Below are 17192 nucleotides of genomic sequence, written 5' to 3'. Positions count from 1 at the left end.
GTGATTGTTCGATCTCGCCCTCCGGCAGATTTCCCTTGGTCCACGTAGCAGCTAGACGCATGCGACAATAAGGGCGTTCACCTGGGGAGTCGACTAACATCTGCTTGAAGTGCTGAGCGACCGTCTGATCGTTGCCTGGGGCGCCAAGTTCCGGGAAGTCCAACCGAACATCAATCCACAATTCCAGTGTTTCGAGCTCGGCATCATTGCGAGAAATTCCGGCGGGAAGAAAGAAATCATCGGCTCGGATGGTTCGTTCACTTTTTGTCAGACCGAATAGCCGAGCAAGGCCGATCATCGTGGCCGACTTCCCGGCCCCATTTCCACCAATCAACGCAGTGACGTCATCGAGTTTGATGGTTGTCGGTTCCGGACCAAAACACCGGAAATTGCATAACGTGACGCTTGAGATTTGCATGATCGCCAGATTGTTGCCGAAATTGCCTCGAACAACAATCACCATCCGGATTAGTTTTGGCAAATTTCTTCATCAGCAACGCCACGATGATGGTGTTCATTGCAGCGGAGTGTCACAGGAAATGTCTGGGATTTAGAAAGAGCGACCGACAGCCGCAATCCCGACACAGTGCTTCTGGATTCAAGTGACACCTCTGATGAGCTATCTTCGATTGAAACCCCGACACGAAGAAGCGTTTGACATTCTCTCAAATTAAATCGAACATCAGTTGTCAAAGTGCGTCGCCGCAATTCCCGGCTACGCAGCAAAACTAAACGCGGGTCGGCGTCAAGAATGCTGGCTGGGCATTTCCCACCAGCGTTATTCTAACATTGAATTTGTCGTCCGTTCACTTCAATTTGCGTGCTTACGCTTATCAGTCCTCTTTTTGGCAAACGACAGCATCAGAGCTATCTGAGAGCGACACGCCTCAGACTTCAGCGGGTTCAAAAATCGTTTCTAATCCATCTAGCAGCTCGGATGTTGAAAGTTCCCTGTAGATTTCGTCTGCGAAGACTACTTTCACAGCTTTTGATTTTGCGGGATAGATTGTCATGGTGCTAACTGGTCGAGCACAATGTTCGTCTCGAGGCCATATCTGTACAATATCTAAGTCATTACCAGGCGTTTGCTCAAGCCTCGTCACCCAAATCTCATGTCGTTTGGATTTTCCTACCATCAGCGAGTAGGCGTTATTGGCCAATCCGAGTCTTGGGAATTGCGTGGTATATGCTTCAGTGAACATGTCTCCTTCTGGCGTCGCACCGGAAATAGTTAACTCGTTTCCGTGTTGCTCAATAAATTGAAGCACCTCGGTCGCGACTCCGCTCCGTCTTGTGCCTTCCTCGACGTAAATCCATTCAACGAAGCTTGATTGGTTGTCGTCAACGATCACAAATGAGACTAAGCGACTGCTGTCAGGCTCTGCTGGAAACGCGAAATACATTTTGCGAGGCATGCTTACACGACCACCGTAATGCTTTACCGTTGCCTTCCAGATTTGAAAGCGTGCAGTGCTTTAGGTTGGTTTCATCAGAAATGCCTTATGGTTCAATGTAAAATGTTGGTGATGTGCAAGGACATAAATACAACTACATAATTGCGCTCTAGCAAGAGCAACGAGCAAGTTTTCCTCTTATTTGAGGTAACGAGAATCAACAGAATCCCCACAGGCAGCCGACACGTTCCAGAAACTTATTTTTGGAATTCTGTCTCGAAAACGAGCAGTCTTCTATCCGGACAGCTATTCCGGCGTGCTTGCTACAAGTTCGTCCCATCTGTGGGGCTGGATCACGCGACCATCTTTGTAAAGGATTCCCGTCCAACATCTAGCACGATGTAGGAAACGATCTCGCTTGGACATCCTGCCGTCGTCGGCGATGTAGTCGCGGACGCTTCGTCGAATGCTGCGAGGAAAGACGTGACCAGCTTGCTTGAACCAACGCCTTTGATGTTGCCGAACGGCTCGAAAGAATGCTGGCGTTGGTTCATCGGCAAGAACAGAGGCAATTGGATTCAAGAAAATGCACCGGTACTCTCCGCTGGCTATCATTGCTTTGCCTCGAGATTCGACTTCAGATGCTAAAGCATTAAAGTCAGGGATGTGCGTTTCGATCTTGACGTTTCTGCTCATAAGAAAACTCGCTCATGCTCTGGTTTCGGAAAACAAATGTTACTTCAAAGAACTTTGAAGTAGATCTGTGACATACTCGGTCCAGGTCTTGCCGGCAAGGAACGCCTGTGCTTTTGCGTGGTTGAATACAGGCTCAGGGACGGCGATGTGAACGACACGATAGCCAGCGGCTGTCTCCCCTCCCGGTAGCCGACCAGTAATCGGCGTTGCGTTTCTCCCGCCATCGGCATTGTTCCCGTCATGATTCGTTGGCATGGTTTTACCGGACATTCGTTTGAATTGAGTTTCAATCGGAAGAGACCTAGGGGGGCGGAGCTTAGAGAGAAGATTGGATGCTTACGTTAAAAGTTCATCCAAAGCACCTCGCTTCGGCTTCCTCCGGAGTTAGAAAACTGAACGTGAGTTGATTTTTCTAATTTCCTCCAGCTTGAGAGCTCGCGGTCGTAAACCGGAGTCGAGTAGCCACTGACGATGACCTTCGCCTCCAGTGCCTTGATGGTGTTTAAGAAAAGCAAATGCTCAGCGTCACTCATGGTGAACTCGTAGAGCGGCTGCTTTTGATTTGCCAAGGTGCCATGTGGATATGGCGGATCACAGTAAAACAGGGAGTCATCGGAATCGTACTTTCTGAATAAGTCAAGAGCCGGAAGTGACTCGACGACGACTGTTCGGAATCGATCTGCTACCTCAGGAAGCCCGTCAACTGCGGAGAGGTATTTTGATATTGGCTCGGGCATTTGACGCCTAGCACGTTTGCTCGTGGCCCAGGCACTTGGCGTTAATGCCTGGCTCCCCAAGCCGCCGCGAGCTTGCCTGCACCGAACAAAGAACCAGTAAGCACGCTGGACAGGATCGCTAGGTTCTTTTTCCTGAACAAGTGACTCAAATTCCTTTCGACTGTACGGTGTCAGCTCACACATCTGTTGAAGCAATTTAAGTTTTTCAGGATCACGAATCACCCGAAACAGGTTGACCAGTCGAAAGTCGAGATCATTGTAAATCTCAATCTCGCTACGTTGTTTCTTCAGAAGAACGTTTGCCATCCCACCGTATGGTTCGACGTATATTCGGTGATCAGGAAAGTGTTCCAAGATCCAATTCGCATGCAAGCTCTTACCACCCATCCACGCAATTGGAGCTGCCGGCGATTTGGCAGTTTTCCAGTCCTGAGACTGGATCTCTAGTTCGTAGTTCATTGAAATTCTCGTGAAGAAGGTTTGGCTGATTCAAGTGATTCAGCTGCTTCTCCATTTACCGATCGCACGATTCCTTCTCTTGTTCGGACTACAGAAAATGCAGATACCAATTGCCAACTTAAAGAAATCACCGCAGCCTCAAAATCGTCACCGCAAAATCCAAGCAATTCCAAGGGATTCGGTCTTGATGGGTGACGGATTTATTGACGGAGAAATAGTTGCGATAGGTTAAGGAATGTTGGTCGCAGACTTGAGTGCGTCCGTCACGCATTCGTCCCAGGTCTTGCCGGCCGTATTTTACGTGTCTGCATTGTGGTTGTTTGCTCTTCGAAAGAATCTGCGTGGAAGATCGTGATCAGCCTGCCTGAACCATCTAGGCTGAAGCAGTTGCACGCTCGAGAAACAGCTTGCTGATGTGACATCAGTTGAGGCTGTGCATGTCGGTGCTCTAAATCGCTTCTCGCGATATTGCTGTTTTTGGCAAGCGACACATTTGGGCTTGCTCTTGGGGGTCGCACTCACACCAGATCTGAGTATTCGAAGAGATTAAGCGGTTCGAGTATTCCGTCGACGGTTCCCTCAACGCAGATATATGCTTTCGCTTCGGATCCTGGGTGAGGTCCGGCCTCTTCAATTTTCAAGAGAGCTCGATGATGAATCGAACCGAATTTTTTAAGGATCATCAGGTACGTCGTGCAAACTCTTTGGATGTCGTTTATGAGAAAGAGCTCATCTTCGATCTGCTTAAGTGATTTGGTAATGTGTTCCAGAATTTCTTCTGTCTTCTCCTCTGAACTTGACCTGACTGAAACGCCATCATTTATTTGCTTAGCAATATCCGGCAATACGTTTTTCAAGTCGAGTCGAAACACTCGAGAGAGGGATGCATGCACTTGAATGATGCCGAATACTCGCTGAAGGTGCTGATTCGTAACATTTGAATCTTCGGAATCAAGATCCACTTTGTTGAGAAGGCTTATGGCGTCCCACCTGACAGAATTAGAGTAGCACTCGCAATCCATAAACCGAGATTCGAGGAATTCGTAACGGTCGATTAAAGGAGCAACCAATGAGTCGACACCAATTATAGAGTCTTGACAGGTGTCGATATTGGGGACTTTTAAGATTAAACCGTCTTGCAAAACTTGAGATGGAGACTTTAGGTGTATTAACGTGGTTTCACGTCCCTGGAAAACTATTTGAGAGAACATCGTTGAGAAATTTGTTTTATCGATATTTGTTTCAGTGACCATTTGAGATGATTTGCTGTAAGGGGTTGGGCGTCCAAATTAGGTTAATGTGACGGTTGTGAATCACACACGAGTCTGTTTTAGCGATGTTCCTGATAAATCTTTTTCTCTTTGCATCCAAACGGCTCTGAGAGTGATTTTGCGGATTTCGATCCACGGAGTCGTGCTATAGTTCGTAGCTATCTTCAGGAGAGATCAGCTGATTCTAGTGAATCATCTGCTTCTTCATTTACCGGTCTAATTGTTCCTTTTATCGCTCGCATGTCCGAGGATGCCAGAACAAATCTGAGTTAGATGTTCTGACGTTCTGGGAAGCAAACGCTCCCAAACCTTCGCAAGTGATTCATTTGCGGAGACATGTGTGTGGTGAGGGTCATGGATTGGTGGACGTAGACTTGAGGGTGTCGGTTATGAATTCGGTCCAAGTCTTACCGGCTAGCAATGCTTGGACTTTGGCGTGTCGGAACACTTGGTCAGGGACGGCAACATGAACAATGCGAAAACCTTTGGAAGGCTTACCATTGGCTTCGCGACCGTTCTTGATCTTCAATGAGTTGTCGTCGCCGGATGTTGCTCGCTTATTCATCGCACTGGTTCTCATTCGGTTTTGGGATTGTGGTTGGCAATACGATGCCACCGGTAAAAGGTGGTTCCTTGAGCAACGATGGCACGTTGGATCGTTTCCATTCCATACGTCGCCCCGCTACTAAAGTGCCTCTCATCCCACTTGGACCGAAACAGACCGCTACTGCGAAACAGGCGGTCAATCTGGGCAACGCATGGCCCACACCAAAATGCCAGGAGACGACACAGGCTGAGATCGGCTTGACTTTGATTGCCGTTGAACTCGCGGGAACTTCCACCCCAAAGCTCGCGGAACTTATCTCCGTTGCGGGCTGCCATTGCCCTATTGAGCACAGCGTGGTCCGACGCACAGGATGGGGCGGCAGGCAGCGGAATGCTCTTGTCGAGATCCCCGGGGTCGTCAAAAAATAGCCTCAGAATATCGGCTATCGCGTCGGTCGCATCACGAATGCGGAGATCACCGTCGATCGTCAGCGTGGTGATGGTGAAGAACCGCCCCGAACTGTAAATTTCGATTTCAGGATCTGACCGCCGACGACTGGGGAAGAATGAGTCAATCGTTGCAATGGCCTTCAATCCCGTACCCGATGGCGATACTTCAGTGTAGGTTGGCAAAAAGTCGCGGATCTCATCCGCTGTAACCGACAGGTTGCCAGTGGTGGGGTCTCGACAGTCGTCCAGGTCGACCCCGATGAAGGGATCGTCCATGGTAAAAACGAACCCGATTCCATCGAGCTCATCCAAGTGCTTCGAATACGTCAGGATAGCGTTGTCGATGCCGGACCATGTCGATGGGTCTTTGACGCTCGCGAAGCGTCTTGACTTCGGATTCACAGGAACCTTTCGCCGGCGTCCGCCGCATTGATCCTGCACGTACTTCCAGCAGACCCATTGATCGAAACGTCGCAGCTTCGCCGGAACGGCGTTGACATCAATGGAAGGTTTGTTGCTGACGGCTGACATTGTTGGATGTACTTTAATTGGTTTGTCTTCATGGTTCTCTTTCTCTCTACCCTGTGAATTACTTGATTTACTCTGCTGTGAAATATTGTTCTCATGGTTCATCTTTTGTTTCCACTTCTTCTTCGGCATGAAATTGTTTTAGATCCGATACTTGAGATTTGAAGCCAAAGCTTCGCACATCGCTGGCACCGGTTTTCCCAAGGCGTTGACCGCATTGGATCGGAACCGGGTTACCGATAATTCTGATACGTTCCAATCATGGGACTTTCTCGTTCGCACGAATCCAAAGAAAGAACCCCACCAGCCGCAGGGGCTGATGGGGTTCAGTGAAGATTTCAACTGAGCCGTCAAACGATCATCTAGGCCAGTAAGTCATCCTTGGGTGATTTGCCGTAACCAGGAACATCAGGAACGCTAGGCGGAGCCACCCGAAGTTGGCGTGTGACGCTGGGAGCATCGCCGAGTGGTGGCATCGGCTTCAACAGATCATCCTTTTCGTCAGGTGAAAGTATCGGATTGAGTATCGTTTCAATCTGACTCAATCCGATTCGATCTTTCAGTACTTGGAGGTTTGCCTCACGCCGTTTCTGACATGCTAAACGTCGTTCGTCGGCTTTCATGCTGGAGTACGTCCCAAAATCGAACTGCCCCCAGTCAAGCGCTTGCTCATATAGGCAGAGCAGATGGACTCGCCAAACGTCTTTGAGTACGCCACCATGACGAGCTTTTTGAGTATTTCGATCTTTCTCATGACTTGCAATCCAACCGTCATCTTTCAGCAGGCGTCCAAACGCCCTCTTGGATGGCATTGGCGACGAGTTGCTGCCGCGTGCGAGTGCATTTGCGACCGTCATGGCCTCGTCACGAATCAAGTCAACAATTTGTCCGTTGTGCAGGCATCCAATCTTGGTCCCATTGGGGCGGTAAACGGTTTTATAGATTTCTTCATCTGAATTACCGTTCGCATCCTCCGCCGCCGTGAGTTTGTTCACAGTAAGAACTTGCTGCGCGGAATAACCTAGGTTTTCGATTGGAACAAGTGGATTTGATTCAAGGTACTCATCAATGTCGTCAATCTGAATGTACGCCCTCCCTGACAGCAACCCGTCGCTGATGTGCTCCGCAAAGGCCATCGTCGGCTTGTCGTCAATGGACTGCAAATGAATGCGCCTGACATGGGCAACTAACGCTTCTGAACAGGCATGAAAGTGATCGTCCGCTTCCTCTTCGGTGCATGCCTCCTGTTGCATCGCAAAGTGCAGGAAAGTCATTGCCGCTGACTGAATTACATTGGCCGCATCCAGGACGCGTCGATGAACCGGCGGTTCCTTGTCAAACAGATGCCGTTCGTCCAACGCCTCGCGGCAGTTTGACAGACGCGGTGCCAGCCATGTCACGAAGGTGTGCGTCACTTGAGTGAACACGCCGTCGGCGGCCAATCCTTGAAAGTAGTCAAGGCGATTAGGTCGAGGCCCCGCAGCGGCCTGCCCGAATGTCTCAGCGTCAACAGACAGGCTGATCGTTCGGTAGAGCATCGAGTCAAGCCCATCGGGCATTTGTTCCCCTGTAAAGATGCAAAGACCGCGTGGCGCATCCCGATCACGAAGGCTGCCGTCGCCATTGCAACGATCACGAGATGCACCGTTCCCCATTGCACGAATGATGTCATCCGCACGCTTTGATTCAATACCGCCATGACGTGAAGTTGAATGCTGCAAATAGTCGTCGACAAGAATGCCGACGTTTCCACAGCGTGCGAATCTCGCCTGGATGCCCATGGACGTCGAATTGAATGCAACGCAATCACTATCGCTTGGCTCTTGGATCCACAAAGAAAGCATCAGTTTCCCTAGCGCCGTCTTCAAGCAACCCGTCGGACCGTAGAGGAACACGACAAATTTTGGATCTCGGATCATCGCTGCGATGACGGAGAAGAACGCCGGATACATCACGTTTGGATCACCAACGAGGAGCATGTCGAGAAACCCCCTGATTGCCTTCTTAGTTTGTTTTTTTGACCTAGCTGGTTTGAGGCGGTATCGCTTGAGCTGTTGACTCACTTCCACGGAAACGTGATCTAGGCCCTTTATGCTGTTCGCTAAAATCGGAACATCGGAACAAGCCGCGTTAATGTCCTTGAGGCCAAGGGTTTGCGCCGCACCGGGTTCGTCCATCCAAACGGCGTCGTGAGCCGAAGGAACGGAACGGATGATTTCTCCTGCGTCTACGTAAACAGGTTGGCCATCTAAAAGCATCCAGCCAAGCTCAGTCACCACCGCTTCTCGTTCCGCATTTGCCACATCATCCATCAAACACTCGCGGAACAGAATGAACGCCTTTGGTAGGGCAGAAAACGAGAATCCCAACGGCGCGATTAGAAGGAACGAACGTTCATCAACCAAGTTTTCCAATTTGACCCTAATTTCAATTGGTTTGGATTTACTCAGAAATCTCAGCAGACACCAAACCTCCGTTCCCCTCGGTTTCACCTTATTGATTACGCGAACAAGGTAAACGCCGTGATTCGCAAGCTTCACGTCAAAGCTATTTCTCCCCTTCCACCTAGTTTCATAGGTTCCCTCTTCGTCACGGTGCCACCTGGGGTTTTGATTTGCAGATTTATTTTGGTTATCCATCTCAATATTCTCTTTTATTGCTGTTGATTTCGTTTCTTCGTAAGTGTTGCTATCGATCACGTTGATTTCCCTACTGTCTTGGAATTGACCACAAGGACCTCGAACGCGGCCTGTAAATGGGCGGACGTGTAAAGCACCGTCCGACCCATCAAGGTATGCGTGAGCTTCAATCGAAGCCTCGCGTCACGCAGGACGTGTCGTGGCACGCCAATGCACTCAGCCGCTTCGGATTCCGAAAGGGAAACACGACCGACTGGCCAGCCCGGCAGAGTTCCGGTGCATTCGAGAACAGACTCGATAAGCTGCCGAAGACTTTCGGCGGGGATGGCGAGCGATATCTGGTGGGACATGCTTGCCGAAGATGGGGCTTGACTCATGGGACTACCTCTTAAAACGGGGGTGGAGGTGATCCCGGATGCAGACACAACATTTCCCCAGAAAAGAAGAGCGCAGACCGGGACCACCAATTAAAAAAATTGATTGTCTCGGCACGCAGTTGGGGCAAAGCGCGAGGAGAGTAGTGAGCTTGTCCACGCTCAAGAGTCATCGACGTGCTCCGGTCCTTTTAACCGTTCCTGATGCAAAGCAGAAAGCATTTCGACAACGCCCATCCAATTGGGCTAGTTTCAGTCTAGCGAGCGAAATGCTAACGGCAAGCCCAGCGTCAGGCTGGTAGGCCCCGTTGCGTTTCCAGACTTGCATTTGACACGATTGAAACGTCGCTGACTCTATCGAAACAGGAAGCCTAGATCGTGTCAGACCTCTTGCGCCGATAGGGTCAGAATGCACGACCCTCGTCGCTGAACCCCGAGCCCCTTGGCTTTCGAGGTCACGTGTGCCGAGACTGGCATCGATGCTAACGCGAGCGGATCAGACAGCCCGGCAGATACGAGCCAAAATTCTATTCGCCCACAGCTGAGAAAATCGCAGCCACGGTCGTTGGACCACCAAAGAGCACGAGAGACACCTAACGGGGTCCAAATCGCAGTCGCTCCAACCGAGGCCGATCGAGACATGTTCGTTCGGATCACCGCGTCGATCGAGTGATTTTGAAGAGCGATCGCGGACCCGGATTGAAGTACTGCCCCCTTGCCGCCCGCGTCACTCTGCATGAAAATTTTTAGCTAATCCAGTTCACGCAAATCTACGGGACAGATATGGTATTTGACGAGCAAATGCGGTGGAGCAATACCATTGGTTCATGAGAAAGTAAGCGTTGCACCGCTGCACGGCCAAATACCGGTTTGAGGCATTTTTGCGAAAGGAAGAAAATGAGCGTTAACCCGCGGGATGAGTTCGTTAAGACTTGGCTGAATCGACGGTGGAAGACCAGCGGCGCAGGGGCGAAGTGGCAGAATATTCGCGGTTTTAATGTTTCTGTGGTGAGGGACTTTGACGATCCAAGTACTTGGAAGTGGCGACTAAAGTCGATAGATTCCGACGTGGAAGAGTTTAGCTCGGACCTATTTGACAGCGAGCAGTTCGCGAAGCGGGATGTACTCCTTAAACTGGCCGGCAAGCTCGGTATTGGCAATTAGGCCGCAGCGTTGACGGCTGGTCTGGCCAAATTCGCAAACGCTTCTTTAGCAACCGTCTATAGACGCCGTGAGGAACGGTGTTCGATTCACTTCTCTAGGAACTCATGTCATGGCCGAATAGGGTCAATGTCAAAGTGAAGTCATTATTCAACGATATCAACCAGAAACGAGTTCCAGATTTCGAAGCTGGTGCTTTCGGTCATGCCAGCCATCGGATCGTGTTTAAAGCTCCTTTGGCCTCAGAACCGTATTCGGGTCGCCCCAGGGGATCAGATGGACGTTGCGAGACTTTCTGCAAGTCGTTAGCAGACAGAGACCTAGCTCGGTGAATGTGGGCTGCGCTGAGTGGTCGAATTGGGGGCCAATCGCACCACTCGTCGTACCCGAAACCAGCAGTCTCGATTCATCTCTTTAACGGCAGCCCATCGACTCAGACGGTGGGCCGATATTGTCCGTGCGGTACAGAAACGTTGCGACCATAAGCTGCAGTGTTTCGACGACCGACGTCGATGCGGAATGTGTTCGATACCGCTGCCGATTTTATTCGGTAGATTAACGAAACGTTGATGATCCACTGCGGTGCAAAGGAGCAACCCGATGATAAACGGTAATCGTAATCTCCAAGTGTTGAAGTGCCAAAACCGGATCGTGTGCTCCCATCAATGGCTTATGCGATCGACCAGCTGTCTGGGCTTGGGGGGTAGCGAACGATTTAATCGTCAACTTGGGGTAGGTTACCGTTGCTGAGCAAGAGCTAGAAGTCTTTTTAGATCTGCTATCGCTATCGGTTTTGAGATAACGGAATCAAAGCAACCCAGTTTGGAGATGTTTTCGAGTTCGTTAACCGCATGAGCCGTAACCGCACAGATCATCGGCGCATCAGTCGATAAATGCTCGCGAATTTGCTTCGCTACCTGACGCCCATCGATTCCTGGCATTTCAATGTCAAGGAAAACGAGATCAGGGTTGAAGGTGACTACCAAATCGAACGCAGTGGCTCCATCATTTGCAATTTCAATTTATGACCGGCAAACTCGATCAATCAGTCGGAACATAATTTTTGCCGCCGCTTTACAATCATCGACGACAAGCACACGTAGCAATCTCTTGGGATCTTCTGATTTTGCCGAAAGTGTTTCCGCAGCGGATTGGCAATCCACGGCCGCAGCGTTGGGTTGCATTGAGACGCCCACAGGTAACCGCACTGAAAACACGGATCCTACGTCGACCTGACTCTCTACATCGAACACGCCCTCATGCTTTTCGATGATTCGACGAACAATCGCCAAACCCAGTCCCGTGCACTTTTCGTCACCGCTAGGTACGATCGATGCCGTTTTAAACGGCTCAAATAGCGATTCAAGTTCGTCCGCCGGGATGCCAGGTCCAAAGTCCTGGACACGAACTTCGAAGGTGTCCGGGTGCCGAGATAGCGTTACGATTACCTGCGACCCGGGGGGAGAATACTTAACCGCGTTACCAATCAAATTGCCCAGGACTTGCAAAAACTTTCCTGGATCGACTCGGGCAAAGAGTGTTCCAGGCATCTTTACAAAGTCGATCCCGATCGATTTCGATGCTGAAAGTAGCTGCTGTGATTGCACAAAACGCTCAATCAGTCCCACCACATCGACAGTTTCCAGTTTGATATTGAAGGAACCTGCTTCGATCGCTGACACATCCAGCAGGTCATTGACAATGGTCAACATAGTCGTACCTTGCTCGGTGATGCTTTGCAGCAAGGTACACTGTTCGTCCGACAAAATGCCCGAGAGCTCTTGAAGAAGCACTTCGGCTTGCATTTTGATCAACGCCAGCGGGTTTCGCAAATCGTGCGCGACGATACCAATCGCTTGGTTCTTTTCTTGATTCAGCCGGCGAAGTTCACTGCTCTGTTTGTGAAGCTGTCGCTGGGTTGTAATCAATTCGTTTGTGATTCGAGTGAGTTCCTCGAATTCCCGCTCACCTGGAGAGTCTGCGTTGGCGGTCTGAGCGGACTCGCGGAAGGGCATTCGGGGCTCCGGTTCTAGCCGAGAAGATCATTTGCAATCGAAATCGCCTCCTCCGCATTGCTCGCCATCGCGTCGGCGTTGATCGCCTGAACAAGCGATGGCTCAATCAGAAAAGGTCGCCCTCCGACCAAAATCTTGACATTCGCTAACGCGGGATCTTCACGGAGAAGCTCGATTACTTGAGTCAGCGGACCAAGGTGAAAGCCCATTGTAGCAGATAACGCAAGGATTTGCGCCCGCTCTTTCGTGACCGTTTCCACGATTCCTCGGATCGGGACATTGGCGCCCAAGTAACAAGTGTTCCAACCGTCAAGCTCAAGCAGGTCAGCCACCATTCGTAGACCGATTTCATGAAGATCGCCTGAAACGCAAGCTGCAACCAATCGTTTGTCCCGCCCTGAATGGGTGAACACCATCGGATACAGTCGCGACATGACCCACTGAGTAACTGCCGTACAAAAATGTTCCTGTGCCACCGTCAGCTCGCCGAGATGCCACAGTCGGCCGATTTCGTACTGGACTGGTTGAAAGATGCCAAGATAGACCGTTTTGATGGGCATTCCGTCATCAACCGCATTCGTAACTAATTCAACCGCAGACGTACGATCTCCGTCGAGCAACGTTTGCAGGTAGGTGGCCGCCAGCCGATCGGTCTCCGATCCCCCTTCCAGATGGCTGGCCTGCGGCAATGGGCGATGTCCGACCGCCGAAATTGCCGGGTCCAAAAATGACGTGATCGAATCACGCTCCTCTTGCTGGTGAAATTGCTCCAACAACAAGGTTCGCAGTTGAGCTAAATAGCGTCTCAGTTCGTCAAAAGGAAGTCCGACATTCACTAGCAGTTGCTGGGTCCACTGAGCGTAGTCTAGAAAAAGTGTCGGCTTGCCAGTTCGCATCGCCGAAATCAGATAATTTAGATGGTATCGTGCGTCTTCACGGCATTTGACTTTGCCTCGTTCGCCGAATTTTCGGTTTAGCTCGGGATGGAGTTCAAAGTACCGCTCGACCAACTGCTCTGAAAAAGCCTCGGTCCGGACGTCTAGCATTTCCGCGACTGCCTGAGAGACATTCATGAGCAGATATGGTTGTAATGAGTTACTTTGTTCTGGCCTGGGACTAGCTTCAGCCCTTTGGGCATTCCCACGTGCGAAGCTTGATAGAGGTGGCTGCGATGCCAGGACTCAAAGGAAGTATAGTCCTGCCAATAAGTCATTAACCAAAACATTTCAGGCTCGTCAACAGGCGAGATGACTTCCATTCGGATGAATCCTGGAGCGTCGTCAACCAAGTGAGGACGATTTCGAAACGCGTCACGAACGTCTTCGTCCATCTTATTTGCTACGACAAATTGACTGATCACTACGTGCATCTTTTCTTCAATTTTCCCGTTTCATAGTTCCGCCCCTACCCAAGTGTCATGCGAACGGGAGTCCCGCGGAGAAAGCACACCCGCCATAAAACTATTCGCGACGAACTCGCCGCCGCATGCATGACGTTCAAATCGACCTTTGCCCTTTGAAGACGTACTCCGGTTATAGTCGATCTACAGTTCATAGACGATCAGGGGCCCAATAGGTTCTGCTGCAAGCCATTCGCAAAATGGCACCGAATCGGCATTGGCGGTATGCGTCCATCCAGGACTGCGATCACGCAAGAATGATGGACAGCGGCCCTGTGAAGGGGGGCCGGGCACATTCGACTTTTTGGGTTTCATGCATTACTGCGGCACAAGCCGATCTGGGAAGTTCAAATTGAAACGGAGAACATCGGCAAAGAAGTTTCGATCGCAGATCCGCGAGCTCAAAGACTGGTTCCGCTCCAAGTTGACGACGCCGCACAGCGAGGTCTGGCCAACGTTGGTCCGCAAACTCCAGGGACACTTTCAGTGCTACAATATCAATGACAATTGGGAGATGCTGATGAAGTTCCGGGAGGCGGCACGAAAGTTAGGTCTTTGTTGGATGCGTCGTCGCAGTCAGAAGGGACGAAATCTCAGTTGGGAAGCTTACGGACTCTACCTCGAGCGACACCCGTTGCCGAATCCGGGACAGATAACAGACTTGATTGCGATGGGGAGTGCAAAGTGTTGCCAGGTGAGAGGTGTCGGCTGGGAGCCGGATGCGCCGGTGGCGCCAGTTGGGTTCTGAGAGGGGTCGGAGATCAATTGGACAAGGATCAAATATTGTGACACCACAAGGAGAAATCTGTGGCAAACCGTGAACACAAAGCGTATCCTAACATCCGAAAGACACCGTTCTACTCGCCCGGAGCCGGGCTTGCGCGCTTTCACGAATGGTAAATCAACTTTCCCGGCCCGGTGACGGGCACCGTTGAACCTAACACCTTTGGGTCGGGCACGTCTGTTTTGATGCGGCGTTGATTGGATGTTTCCGTTCGCTCGTGTCCTTGCACAGCGGTGGTTTGGCTTCTTGGCCAAGCAAGCTTTCTTTGTTGCACTAACGTGCATGCCTCGCACCTTGGCTCAGACGCGAGCACCTGTTTGTGGTCCGGCTGTGACGAATAAAGTGATATTATGGCCTTGCGCTTTTTAAACGCGCAAGCATCCTGGGGAGTATTCCTGTAAACGCACTCAGCGTTCGCGACTTGCCTCCCTCATTAGATCTTTGTCATGACTCCTTATCAAAATCGCCTCAGCAAAAATACCAAGCGTCTCGCTGAAGACATGAAAATCCGGCATTTCGCCGACGCAACCATTGATGCGTATACGTACCACATCGGCCGCTTCGGCGACTTCCTCGATGGCACTTCGCTGCAAGATGCGACGCCTGAGCATGTTCGTTCGTTCCAGTTGCACTTGATCGAAGAACGTAAAGTCGGCTGGAGCAGCTTCAACCAAGCCGTTTGTGGCCTACGGTTTCTCTACCGGACCACCTACCCCAAGCCGTGGCCGGTGGCGATGATCCCCTTTGGCAAGCGGCCCAAGCGATTGCCCACTGTGCTTGGGATTGACGAAGTCGACGGCTTGCTGCAGTGTGTTCCCAGCCTGAAAATTCGCACCTGTCTGACGACCCTCTACGCCTGTGGGCTGAGATACAGCGAAGGAGCGAACTTGACGATCCCCGACATCGACTCGACCAGGATGCAGTTGCGGATCGGCAGCGGCAAAGGAGACAAGACTCGCTACGTACCCATCTCGCCCAGGTTGCTACAGGAACTGCGTCAGTACTGGAAAGTCGAGCGACCCCCGAACTTCCTGTTTCCAGGCAAGACGCCCGACTGCGGGATCAGCGACACCTCGCTACGCAAAGCGATGAAACTGGCGGGCAAGGAGGCCGGGATCAACAAGAGCGTCAGTCCGCACACGCTCCGCCATTCTTACGCGACGGGACTGCTGGAGTCGGGCGTCGACCTGCTGACGATCAGCCGGTTGCTTGGACACAAAAGCTTTGCGACGACGATGATCTATCTGCACGTACGGCGGACGCACTTGGGATCCGCGCCGAGTCCGATCGACTTGCCGCCGGTGCGGCAACTGCCGGGCTGGAAACAGGACGAGTATGCCAGCCTTCCCGAGTCAAAGAACGACGAGGAAGCGGACAAAAAGAAGCCGAAAAACCGCAACTAAAGGTCTCCGATCTGCTTCGCCATTACGCTGGGGCGTATGTTCAAAAGCATCCTTCGGCGGCGGTCCCGCAAGTGCAAAGTACGCTGGCCAAGTTGTCGCTGTGCCGAACATCGGCGTTGGGGATCCGTCAATTCAAATGCAAAAGCTGTCTCGCTGAAAGCATGATCTACAACTCGTGCGGTGATCGTCACTGTTCGGAGTGTGCGGGCAGCAAGCGAGCTAATTGGCTAGAGAAAACTTGTAAGTTGCTGCTGCCCGATGTGGACTACTTTCAGGTCGTGTTCACGTTGCCGAGCGAGTTATCGCGACTGGCGTTGGGCAACCGCAAGCCGATCTATGACTTGCTGTTTCGAACGAGTTGGGGTGCGCTGCGTGAGACGATCGAAGCGGAGCAAGGGTACAAGGCTGCCGCGATGATGGTGCTGCATACTTGGAACCAGAAGCTTGAGGCGCACGGGCATGTTCATGCCGTGGTGCCCAGTGGTGGCCCATCGCTGCGGAAAGTGGGGCATTGGAAACTGTGCCGTTTCAAAGGACAAGAAACGTCCCGTCACTTGGTGGACGCCCGCGAACTCCGGCGAAACTATCGCGAGCGGTTCATCGAGGGGCTGCGGCGACTACATCGCGATGGTCAGCTCAAGTTGACAGGCGAGTTCGAGGACTTGAATGACGAGGATGAATTCGAGAAGTTGCTCGAAAAGCTTGCCAGCGTTGCCTGGGGGCTGAACATCCAGCCGCCTCCGACGAGTGACTGTGATTCACAGACGATGCTGAAGTACTTGGCACGCTACTTGACTGGCGGTCCGATCTCCGATCGTCGCCTGGTCTCACATGACGATGGCACGGTGACGTTCATGGCCCGGGAGGGAACGACGCGAGGAGGCGACCGCAAACAGGTTCCAGTTCCGCTCAACGGAGTGGAGTTCGTTCGTCGTTGGTCGCTTCACGTCCTGCCACGCGGCTACGTGAAAACGCGGCGTTATGGCGGTTGGAGCAACCGGCACTGCGAGGACTACATGCAATTGTGCCGTGATTTACGAAACTGTCCCGCTGAAGATGATTCAAATGAAGACATCGATCCAAGCGAAGTCCCCGAGAAGGAATGTGCCGAGTGTGGCGGCAGTTTGGAGCTGATCTACGTGGAAGACAAGCCAAGCTGGAGCAGAACCATGCACAGCCCTAGTCGTCCATACTGGTATCAGGAGAGCGGATGACTGGTCGTGAACACATCAGCCCACGAACAAAGCGAGATTGGGATCCAGTATGGTCCCGGTTCGATGACCGCTGCACTGTACTCCGACAAACCCGCTTAAGCAGCGTGAAAACGCTCCAAACC

At 51.5% G+C, this 17192-nt stretch carries 15 protein-coding genes and 1 pseudogene; 4 read left to right on the top strand and 12 right to left on the bottom strand.

What is annotated here, in order from left to right:
• Window positions 1–181 precede the first annotated feature (181 nt).
• The 7 genes and pseudogenes from ABD971_RS36105 to ABD971_RS18830 all read right to left on the bottom strand — a co-directional run.
• Window positions 182–418, bottom strand: a pseudogene (locus ABD971_RS36105) (AAA family ATPase); the annotation flags it as partial.
• A gap of 469 nt (window positions 419–887) precedes the next feature.
• The gene (locus ABD971_RS18855; protein WP_345324591.1) at window positions 888–1415 is read right to left on the bottom strand and encodes a hypothetical protein; all 528 of its coding nucleotides are present in this window, start codon (window positions 1413–1415) and stop codon (window positions 888–890) included.
• 1016 nt (window positions 1416–2431) lie between these two features.
• A complete protein-coding gene (locus ABD971_RS18850) occupies window positions 2432–3286 on the bottom strand; it encodes a DNA adenine methylase (protein WP_345324589.1) in 855 nt (284 codons plus the stop codon).
• Complete coding sequence (locus ABD971_RS18845; protein ID WP_339944546.1) at window positions 3283–3459, bottom strand: hypothetical protein; 177 nt, start codon at window positions 3457–3459, stop codon at window positions 3283–3285. Before ABD971_RS18845 ends, ABD971_RS18850 begins: the two co-directional genes overlap by 4 nt.
• A gap of 345 nt (window positions 3460–3804) precedes the next feature.
• Window positions 3805–4539, bottom strand: coding sequence for a hypothetical protein (locus ABD971_RS18840; protein ID WP_345324584.1), 735 nt, complete (start codon window positions 4537–4539; stop codon window positions 3805–3807).
• Between the two features lie 370 nt (window positions 4540–4909).
• Window positions 4910–5122, bottom strand: a complete 213-nt coding sequence (locus ABD971_RS18835) for a hypothetical protein (RefSeq protein ID WP_339944542.1) — start codon at window positions 5120–5122, stop codon at window positions 4910–4912.
• 11 nt (window positions 5123–5133) lie between these two features.
• A complete protein-coding gene (locus ABD971_RS18830) occupies window positions 5134–6186 on the bottom strand; it encodes a phage NrS-1 polymerase family protein (RefSeq protein ID WP_345324582.1) in 1053 nt (350 codons plus the stop codon).
• Between the two features lie 49 nt (window positions 6187–6235).
• On the opposite strand from ABD971_RS18830, the gene ABD971_RS18825 reads away from it, so the two are divergent.
• The gene (locus ABD971_RS18825; protein ID WP_345324580.1) at window positions 6236–6427 is read left to right on the top strand and encodes a hypothetical protein; all 192 of its coding nucleotides are present in this window, start codon (window positions 6236–6238) and stop codon (window positions 6425–6427) included.
• A gap of 16 nt (window positions 6428–6443) precedes the next feature.
• Here ABD971_RS18825 and ABD971_RS18820 read toward each other — a convergent pair whose 3' ends face one another.
• On the bottom strand, window positions 6444–8780 hold the full coding sequence (locus tag ABD971_RS18820) for a hypothetical protein (protein ID WP_345324578.1): 2337 nt from the start codon (window positions 8778–8780) through the stop codon (window positions 6444–6446).
• 1211 nt (window positions 8781–9991) lie between these two features.
• Between ABD971_RS18820 and ABD971_RS18815 the strand changes: the two genes are divergently transcribed.
• The gene (locus tag ABD971_RS18815) at window positions 9992–10258 is read left to right on the top strand and encodes a hypothetical protein (protein WP_345324576.1); all 267 of its coding nucleotides are present in this window, start codon (window positions 9992–9994) and stop codon (window positions 10256–10258) included.
• A 734-nt stretch (window positions 10259–10992) separates the two neighbouring features.
• Here ABD971_RS18815 and ABD971_RS36100 read toward each other — a convergent pair.
• The 4 genes from ABD971_RS36100 to ABD971_RS18800 are packed head-to-tail and all read right to left on the bottom strand — an operon-like array spanning window position 10993 to window position 13639.
• Window positions 10993–11271, bottom strand: coding sequence for a response regulator (locus tag ABD971_RS36100; protein ID WP_425571336.1), 279 nt, complete (start codon window positions 11269–11271; stop codon window positions 10993–10995).
• 6 nt (window positions 11272–11277) lie between these two features.
• Window positions 11278–12270, bottom strand: coding sequence for a sensor histidine kinase (locus tag ABD971_RS18810; protein WP_345324574.1), 993 nt, complete (start codon window positions 12268–12270; stop codon window positions 11278–11280).
• Between the two features lie 14 nt (window positions 12271–12284).
• Window positions 12285–13343 carry a cobalamin B12-binding domain-containing protein gene (locus ABD971_RS18805; protein ID WP_345324572.1) on the bottom strand — a complete coding sequence of 353 codons (1059 nt, stop codon included), beginning with the start codon at window positions 13341–13343 and terminating at the stop codon, window positions 12285–12287.
• Entirely contained in the window at window positions 13340–13639 is a 300-nt protein-coding gene (locus tag ABD971_RS18800; protein WP_345324570.1) for an antibiotic biosynthesis monooxygenase family protein, read from the bottom strand. The genes ABD971_RS18805 and ABD971_RS18800 overlap by 4 nt, the downstream gene beginning before the upstream one ends.
• Window positions 13640–14899: 1260 nt before the next feature.
• On the opposite strand from ABD971_RS18800, the gene ABD971_RS18795 reads away from it, so the two are divergent.
• Entirely contained in the window at window positions 14900–15856 is a 957-nt protein-coding gene (locus ABD971_RS18795; protein WP_345324568.1) for a tyrosine-type recombinase/integrase, read from the top strand.
• Window positions 15772–17070 carry an IS91 family transposase gene (locus ABD971_RS18790; protein WP_345324616.1) on the top strand — a complete coding sequence of 433 codons (1299 nt, stop codon included), beginning with the start codon at window positions 15772–15774 and terminating at the stop codon, window positions 17068–17070. The genes ABD971_RS18795 and ABD971_RS18790 overlap by 85 nt, the downstream gene beginning before the upstream one ends.
• Window positions 17071–17192 lie beyond the last annotated feature (122 nt).

This window comes from Novipirellula rosea (genome assembly GCF_039541335.1).
Classification (GTDB): Bacteria; Planctomycetota; Planctomycetia; order Pirellulales; family Pirellulaceae; genus Novipirellula; species Novipirellula rosea.
Note: the sequence above shows the minus strand (reverse complement) of the source record. Positions and strands in the feature narration are given on the sequence as shown.

Bases quoted from the DNA above. Each gene is read 5' to 3' on its own strand.
- ABD971_RS18855 (WP_345324591.1), bottom strand. From the start codon at position 1,415: ATGCCTCGCAAAATGTATTTCGCGTTTCCAGCAGAGCCTGACAGCAGT.
- ABD971_RS18850 (WP_345324589.1), bottom strand. From the start codon at position 3,286: ATGAACTACGAACTAGAGATCCAGTCTCAGGACTGGAAAACTGCCAAA.
- ABD971_RS18840 (WP_345324584.1), bottom strand. From the start codon at position 4,539: ATGGTCACTGAAACAAATATCGATAAAACAAATTTCTCAACGATGTTC.
- ABD971_RS18835 (WP_339944542.1), bottom strand. From the start codon at position 5,122: ATGAATAAGCGAGCAACATCCGGCGACGACAACTCATTGAAGATCAAG.
- ABD971_RS18830 (WP_345324582.1), bottom strand. From the start codon at position 6,186: ATGAACCATGAGAACAATATTTCACAGCAGAGTAAATCAAGTAATTCA.
- ABD971_RS18815 (WP_345324576.1), top strand. From the start codon at position 9,992: ATGAGCGTTAACCCGCGGGATGAGTTCGTTAAGACTTGGCTGAATCGA.
- ABD971_RS18810 (WP_345324574.1), bottom strand. From the start codon at position 12,270: ATGCCCTTCCGCGAGTCCGCTCAGACCGCCAACGCAGACTCTCCAGGT.
- ABD971_RS18805 (WP_345324572.1), bottom strand. From the start codon at position 13,343: ATGAATGTCTCTCAGGCAGTCGCGGAAATGCTAGACGTCCGGACCGAG.
- ABD971_RS18800 (WP_345324570.1), bottom strand. From the start codon at position 13,639: ATGCACGTAGTGATCAGTCAATTTGTCGTAGCAAATAAGATGGACGAA.
- ABD971_RS18795 (WP_345324568.1), top strand. From the start codon at position 14,900: ATGACTCCTTATCAAAATCGCCTCAGCAAAAATACCAAGCGTCTCGCT.